Origin of the sequence: Bradyrhizobium sp., from assembly GCF_017881085.1 — a bacterium.
GTDB lineage: Bacteria > Pseudomonadota > Alphaproteobacteria > Rhizobiales > Xanthobacteraceae > Bradyrhizobium.
This window is the reverse complement of record NZ_JADGRI010000029.1, coordinates 20,125-27,034: the sequence shown is the minus strand read 5'-3', so window position 1 is coordinate 27,034 and position 6,910 is coordinate 20,125. Positions and strand designations below refer to the sequence as shown.

The 6,910-nt window shown below is 63.1% G+C and carries 6 protein-coding genes and 1 pseudogene; all 7 read left to right on the top strand.

The window, feature by feature from the left end; genetic code table 11:
* Positions 1 to 304, top strand: a pseudogene (locus QZ213_RS04850) (LLM class flavin-dependent oxidoreductase); the annotation flags it as partial.
* A gap of 434 nt (positions 305 to 738) precedes the next feature.
* Entirely contained in the window at positions 739 to 1,839 is a 1,101-nt protein-coding gene (locus QZ213_RS04845; protein ID WP_291684921.1) for an ABC transporter substrate-binding protein, read from the top strand.
* Entirely contained in the window at positions 1,817 to 2,857 is a 1,041-nt protein-coding gene (locus tag QZ213_RS04840; RefSeq protein WP_291684920.1) for an ABC transporter permease subunit, read from the top strand. The genes QZ213_RS04845 and QZ213_RS04840 overlap by 23 nt, the downstream gene beginning before the upstream one ends.
* A complete protein-coding gene (locus tag QZ213_RS04835; protein ID WP_291684919.1) occupies positions 2,851 to 3,648 on the top strand; it encodes an ABC transporter ATP-binding protein in 798 nt (265 codons plus the stop codon). Before QZ213_RS04840 ends, QZ213_RS04835 begins: the two co-directional genes overlap by 7 nt.
* Before the next feature lie 29 nt (positions 3,649 to 3,677).
* Complete coding sequence (locus QZ213_RS04830; protein WP_291684918.1) at positions 3,678 to 4,820, top strand: acyl-CoA dehydrogenase family protein; 1,143 nt, start codon at positions 3,678 to 3,680, stop codon at positions 4,818 to 4,820.
* Positions 4,821 to 4,853: 33 nt separating this feature from the next.
* Positions 4,854 to 5,954 (top strand): LLM class flavin-dependent oxidoreductase, encoded by a 1,101-nt coding sequence (locus tag QZ213_RS04825; protein ID WP_291684917.1) that lies wholly within the window; start codon positions 4,854 to 4,856, stop codon positions 5,952 to 5,954.
* On the top strand, positions 5,951 to 6,892 hold the full coding sequence (locus tag QZ213_RS04820) for an ABC transporter substrate-binding protein (RefSeq protein WP_291684916.1): 942 nt from the start codon (positions 5,951 to 5,953) through the stop codon (positions 6,890 to 6,892). Before QZ213_RS04825 ends, QZ213_RS04820 begins: the two co-directional genes overlap by 4 nt.
* The last annotated feature ends 18 nt before the right edge of the window (positions 6,893 to 6,910 follow it).

Below are 6,910 nucleotides of genomic sequence, written 5' to 3'. Positions count from 1 at the left end.
CCTGATCGGCTCGCCCGAAACCATCCGAAAGAAGCTGCGGCGGTTTCGTACCTCGCATATCGACCAGGTGATCCTGCTCAACCAGGCCGGCAAGAACAGTCACGAGCACATCTGCGACTCGCTCGAGTTGTTCGCCAAGGAAGTGATGCCGGAATTCCGCGAAGACCCCGAACACGAGGCCTGGAAAGCCGGCGTGATGAGCGGCGCGATCAAGCTCGAGGAGATCGACACCGAGGCCTTCAGTGATCGCTACGGCAAGCTCGCGGTGAGTGTTGCAAAGCCGCCGGTCGCCGCGACGGGCTGAGCATCTCCACCGCGCGAGTTCTGGCACCCTCTACGGAATGGCTCACTGGATATTCGAGCCGGTAGAGAAAAATCGTTTCGTTTTCGAATCGGACAGCAAGGTTGCCTGCTGCCCCACCATCGAAATTCGCGAGGGGCTCAGTGCCGCGCCAAACAATATCGATGAGCATTCGTTGACGAATGCAAAAACTGTTTCACCGCGCGAGCACGTAATTCTGGAGATAATCTCTCCGTTCGCTTTCACATTCAAAATTCCATTTCATTGACGATCGCGATGTTGCCGCGCATCATTTGAGCATGATTTCGACAAAGCGAGAGCTGGGAAATCTCGCGCGAGTGAACCGATTTAACTGACCGCCAGTGTGAAACGAATGTGGGCCGCAGCGTCATCGCGTTGCGCCGACGGCGGCCATTTGCCGCTCGAAAGGAGAAAAAATGTCTAACGATGCGAGGCAGAACAAGGCGTTGCTGGATCGGCGCACATTGCTGCGGAGCGGAGCTGCGGCTGCGCTTGCGGCGCCGATCGGCGTATTCGGCGCACAGGCCTTTCCGTTCCGTGCGGCGACACCAAATATCGATTTCTCCGAGTTTCCGATCTGCAAGACCTCGTCCGACGCTCCCCCGCTCACCGGCGTTCCAAGAAAGCTGAAACTGTCCTGGAACGCCGGCGCGGTCTGTCTCGCGCCGCTTCCGGTGGCCATCGACCATGGTTTTTTCCAGAAGCAGAACCTTGACGTCGAACTGGTCAACTACAGCGGCTCGACCGATCAGTTGCTGGAAGCGATCGCGACCGGCAAGACCGATGCGGGTCTCGGCATGGCGTTGCGCTGGCTGAAGCCGCTCGAACAGGGTTTCGACGTCAAGATCGCCGCCGGAACCCACGGCGGCTGCATGCGTGTGCTGTCCCGCACCAATTCCGGCGTCGACAAGCTCGCCGACCTCAAGGGCAAGATCGTCGCGGTCGGCGACCTCGCAGGACCGGACAAGAATTTCTTTTCGATCCAGCTCTCCAAGCAGGGAATCGATCCCAACAAGGACGTCGATTGGCGGGCCTACCCGGGCAACCTGCTGCAGCTTGCCGTCGAAAAGGGCGAAGTGCAGGCGTTCCTTGCCTCGGACCCGATCGCGTATCTCTGGCTGAAGGACCCGGCGTATAAGGAAGTCGCCTCTAATCTCGACGGCGAGTACAAGGACAAGAGCTGCTGCATCGTCGGATTGCGCGGCAGCCTCGTGCGCGATGAGCCGCAGGTCGCGCGCGCGATCACGCAGGCGCTGCTCGATGCCGCGATGTTCACCTCGCAGAATCCGGACAAGGCCGCGGCATCGTTCCAGCCCTACGCGCCCAAGACCGCCAGCCTGCAGGACTTGCAGGCGATGGTCCGGTACCACACCCATCATCACCATCCCGTTGGCGCCGTTCTCAAGCAGGAGCTGAAGGCCTATGCGGACGATCTGAAGCTCGTGTCCGTATTCAAGCAAAGCACCGATACGGCCAAATTTGCGGAGCGGATCTATGTCGACGTATTCGGCGTCTAAGACGGTCGCGCTCCCGCAATCGGCGGAGGAGGGCGCGGCTTTTGCGGGACGTCCCCTGTCGCTTCCCACGGCATTTCTGGCAAATGGAACGACAGTATTCGCAAGTTTGGCATGGGTCGCTTTCGGGCTTTCATGCCTGCTGTGGGAAGATCTGGGCGAGTGGTCGCGTACCCACGCCCTCGCCGTCGCTGCTTTTGTCATCGCGGCCGGCATTCTCCTGGCGACGTTGAGCGGCAGTCTGCTCGGCCGTTTCGGAAAAGGGCTGCAGCAGCGCGCGCCGTGGCTGCTGGCGCTGGGATTGTTGCTCAGCCTGTGGGAGGTCGCGACCGCGAAATTTGCGTGGCTGCCGCTGCCGTTCTTTCCGCCGCCGCAGGCGATCGTCGAGGTCTATACCGACGACCTTCCCAAGCTGCTCGACAGCGTCTTTGCATCGGTAAAACTTCAGCTCGGCGGCTACGCCATCGGCGCGGCGGTCGGCTTCCTGACCGGCGTGTCGATCGGATGGTCGCGCAGCGTCGGTTACTGGGTGCATCCGGTGTTGCGGTTCATCGGGCCCCTGCCGGCGACGGCGTGGCTGCCCTTCGCATTCTTCACCTTTCCGTCGAGCTGGAGCGCGAGCACGTTCCTGATCGCGCTGGCGACGGCGTTTCCGGTCACGGTATTGACCTGGTCCGGCGTGGCGAGCGTCAGCAATGCCTATTACGACGTGGCGCGGACCCTCGGCGCCAAGCCCTCCTTCCTGGTGCTGAAAGTCGCCATTCCCGCGGCGCTGCCGCACGTCTTCGTCGGCCTGTTCATGGGCCTCGGATCGTCCTTCGCCGTGCTGGTCGTCGCCGAGATGATCGGCGTCAAGGCCGGGCTCGGCTGGTATCTGCAGTGGGCCCAGGGCTGGGCGGCCTATTCCAACATGTATGCCGCGCTGATCGTGATGTCGCTGCTGTGCTCGGGTGCGATCACGCTGCTGTTCAAAACACGCGATCGGCTGCTGATCTGGCAGAAGGGCGTCGTCAAATGGTAGTGCATGCCTATGCCGAAGCGATTGCCTACCCTGCGGTCGGCGCCTCGCTCGAGGTCGAACACATCAGCCACGCCTTTGACATCGACGGCAGCGTGCTGCCGGTGCTCGACGACGTGAATTTCAGCGTCAAGCCGGGCGAGTTCATCGCGCTGCTCGGACCATCTGGTTGCGGCAAGTCGACCTTGCTGCGGCTTGTCGCGGGGCTCGAGCCACCTCGGTCGGGAGTGCTTCGCGAAGACGGCGATCCGATCCAAGGGCCGTTTCCGTCGCGGGTTGTCGTGTTTCAGGACCCGACGCTGTTTCCCTGGCGAACCGTATGGAACAACGTGGCGCTCGGGCTCGAGGCGCAGGGCATCCTGAAGAGCCAGCGGCAGCGCGTCGACGCCGCCCTCGAGCTGGTTGGACTTTCGCAATTTCGCAATGCCTATCCGCACCAGTTGTCGGGCGGCATGGCGCAGCGCGTCGCGCTGGCGCGGGCGCTGGTCAACGATCCCAGGATCCTCATTCTCGACGAGCCGCTCGGCAAGCTCGATTCGCTGACGCGGATCACGATGCAGGCCGAAATCGTGGCGCTCTGGCAGCGCAAGGGGTTCACGACGCTGCTGGTCACGCATGATGTCGAGGAGGCGCTGTTCCTGGCCAACCGCGTCATCGTCTTCAGCGACCGCCCCGCGCGCATCAAGGCCGACATCGCGGTTAACCGTCCGTATCCGCGGCACCGAGGCGATCCGAGGCTCGCGGAATTGCGCCGGAACATTCTCGGGCTGCTCGGATTGGACGCGACATGGTGAGCGGCAATACCACACGCAAAGAACTCCCGATGGATGCAGCCCCGACGATCTTCGATCGCGCGAAGTTGCTGGCTTCCGAATTCGCCGCCCGGGCGGCCGTGCACGATCGTGACGGGAGTTTTCCTTTCGAAAACTTCAATCAACTATCCGAGGCGGGATTATTGGCGCTGACCGTGCCTGCTGCACTGGGCGGCTCCGGCGTGGGAGCCCTGGATGCGGCCCGCATCATCGGCATGTTCGGCAAGGCCGATCCATCGACGGCGCTGGTGCTGTCGATGCATTACATTCAGCATCTGGTGATGGCGAGGAGCACGCGCTGGCCTGGCCGTCTGTCGCGGAAACTGGCCCGCGAAACCGTGGAAGGTGTCGCGCTGATCAACGCCTTGCGCGTGGAGCCCGATCTCGGCTCGCCATCGCGCGGCGGCCTGCCGGCAACGATCGCGCGCCGGACGGAGACGGGATGGCGGCTCAGTGGCCGCAAGATCTACTCGACCGGAGCGCCGATCCTGAAATGGTACGCGGTGTGGGCGAAGACCGACGAGCCGGCCGCGCGTGTCGGGCTGTTTCTGGTCCCGGCGGGATTGCCGGGGACGCGCATCATCGAGACCTGGGACCATCTTGGCTTACGCGCCAGCGGCAGCCACGATATCATATTCGACGACGTCGTGTTTCCGCTCGGCCATGAGATCGATGTCCGCAAGCCGGACGACTGGCGGGTGCCGGATTTCACCCAGGCGACCGTCCATGCGATCTTTGTGGCCGCAATCTACGACGGCGTCGCCCGCGCGGCGCGTGACTGGCTCGTTGAATTCCTCAACAGCCGGGTGCCGTCGAACCTCGGCGCATCGCTTGCCACGCTGCCGCGTGCGCAGGAGATCGTCGGCGCGATCGAGGCGCGGCTGGCAGTCAACACGCGTCTGATCGAGAGCTTCGCCGGTGAGTTCGACGACGGCGTTCCGCTGAGCGCATCGGAATCCAATATCATCAAGCTCACCGTCACGAACAACGCGGTCGCGGTCGTCGAGGATGCGCTGTCGCTCGCCAGCAATCACGGCCTGACCCGCGCCAACCCGCTGGAGCGGCATTATCGCGACGTCTTGTGTGGTCGCGTGCATACACCGCAGGACGACGCAACGCGGATCAATGCCGGCCGGCTTGCGCTCGGCCTTTGAAGAACGTGGAATCAACCGGTACAGGAGCCGTCAATGTCAGTCGAATTCATCGGGTTCATCAGCAACAACAATTCGTCCGAAACGATCGTGCGGGCCGGCCCGGTTCTCGACCGCTACCACATTGAGACCGTGGCGAAGGCCCATGAGAACGCCGGCTTCGATCGGGCGCTGCTGGCATTTCATTCCACTACGCCGGACAGCCTCCAGGTCGCCCAGCATGTGCTGGGCATCACCGATCGGCTCAATGTCCTGATCGCGCAGCGGCCGGGCTTTACAGCACCGACGCTGATCGCCCGGCAGCTTGCCGCCGTCGATCAGCTCTACGGCGGCCGGGTCGCGCTGCATGTCATCACCGGCGGCAACGCCACCGAACTCAGGCAGGACGGCAACACCCTCGACGACAAGGACGAACGCTACGCTCGCACCGATGAGTTTCTCGATGTCGTTCGCTCCGAATGGACCAGCGAGAAGCCGTTTTCCTACGACGGCAAGTACTACAAGGTTGAAAACGGCTTCTCGCAAGTCAAGCCCTATCGAAGCGAGGGAATACCCATCTTCTTCGGCGGCGCTTCGGACGCCGCGATCGAGGTGGCAGGCAAACACGCCGACACCTTCGCCCTATGGGGTGAATCCTATGCCCAGGTACGCGACGTAACCTCGCGGGTTCGCGCCGCCGCTGCGAGACACGGCCGACCCACGCCGCGCTTCAGCCTGTCGGTGCGGCCCATCCTCGCCGACACCGAGGAAAAGGCATGGGCGAAGGCCGAGGAGATTCTGGCGCGCGCCACCGCGTTGCAGGACAAGACCGGTTACCGCAAACCGGCTGACGGTCATGCGACCGCCGGGGCGCGGCGGCTGCTTGCGCTGGCGGAGCAGGGCAGCCGTATCGACAAGCGCCTCTGGACCGAGATCGCCAAGTTGACCGGCGCCAACAGCAACACGACCGCGCTGGTCGGAACGCCCGAGCAGGTCGCCGAAGTCTTCGGCGATTACTACGATCTGGGCATCAGCCATTTCCTCATTCGCGGCTTCGATCCCTTGATCGATGCGATCGAGTATGGCCGGGAACTCATTCCCCTGACGCGCAAATTGATTGCCGGGCGGCAGGTCGCGAGAGGAGTTGCAGCAGAATGATACGCGGTCTCCTCGTCGCGGGCCTCTTGCTGAGCGCAATCGCCTCCGCATCGGCCCAAACGACTTTGCGGGTCGGCGATCAAAAGGGCAACTCGCAGGCCGTGATGGAAGCGGCCGGGGTCCTCAGGGACGTGCCATACAAGATCGAGTGGAAGGAGTTTCCGGCCGCCGCGCCTTTGCTGGAGGCACTGGGGGCGGGGGCGATCGAAACCGGCCTCGTTGGCGACGCGCCCTTCACGTTCGCCGCGGCGGCTAACGTGCCGGTCAAGGCGATCGGCGCGATCCGGCAGAGTCAGGAGGGCCTAGCGATCCTGGTGCCGCGCGAATCGCCTATTCACGGCTTTGAGGATCTGCGGGGAAAGAAGATCGCGACGGGGCGGGGCTCGATCGGGCATCAGCTTATTCTGGCGGCGCTGGAATCGAAGGGATGGTCCGCGAGCGATGTGCAGATCGTATTTCTCGCGCCGTCGGACGCCAAGGTTGCCTACACCCAAGGGTCGGTCGATGCGTGGTCGACATGGGAGCCGTATGTCAGTCAGGAAGAGGTGCTGTTTCAATCGCGTCGGGTGATCACTGCCGAAGGAATTACGCCGGGCATCGGTTTCCAGGTCGCCTCGCCAACCGCGATCCGCGACAAGCGAGCCGAACTGGCAGATTTTCTCCGAAGGCTCACCGCGGCCCGCGCGTGGTCGCTGACCAACGTCGGCGCCTATGCCGAGACCTGGGGCAAGTTGATGAACATACCGCCCGCGGTGCCGCTCAACTGGCTGAGCCGCGCGAAGATCCGCATCGCGCCGATCGATGATGGCGTCGTCGCCGACGAGCAAAAGACGATCGACCTGTATTTCCGATCGGGCCTGATCAAGCAGAAGCTCAACGCCGCCGATATCGTCGATCGCTCTTTCTCCGGTGCCATTGGCAAAGGCGCCGGTCTCTAGACCGGCGGATTTCGAGGC

What these genes read in the sequence shown, in the direction of transcription:
- QZ213_RS04845 (WP_291684921.1), top strand. Translation starts at nt 739, where the DNA reads ATGTCTAACGATGCGAGGCAGAACAAGGCGTTGCTGGATCGGCGCACA.
- QZ213_RS04840 (WP_291684920.1), top strand. Translation starts at nt 1,817, where the DNA reads ATGTCGACGTATTCGGCGTCTAAGACGGTCGCGCTCCCGCAATCGGCG.
- QZ213_RS04835 (WP_291684919.1), top strand. Translation starts at nt 2,851, where the DNA reads ATGGTAGTGCATGCCTATGCCGAAGCGATTGCCTACCCTGCGGTCGGC.
- QZ213_RS04830 (WP_291684918.1), top strand. Translation starts at nt 3,678, where the DNA reads ATGGATGCAGCCCCGACGATCTTCGATCGCGCGAAGTTGCTGGCTTCC.
- QZ213_RS04825 (WP_291684917.1), top strand. Translation starts at nt 4,854, where the DNA reads ATGTCAGTCGAATTCATCGGGTTCATCAGCAACAACAATTCGTCCGAA.
- QZ213_RS04820 (WP_291684916.1), top strand. Translation starts at nt 5,951, where the DNA reads ATGATACGCGGTCTCCTCGTCGCGGGCCTCTTGCTGAGCGCAATCGCC.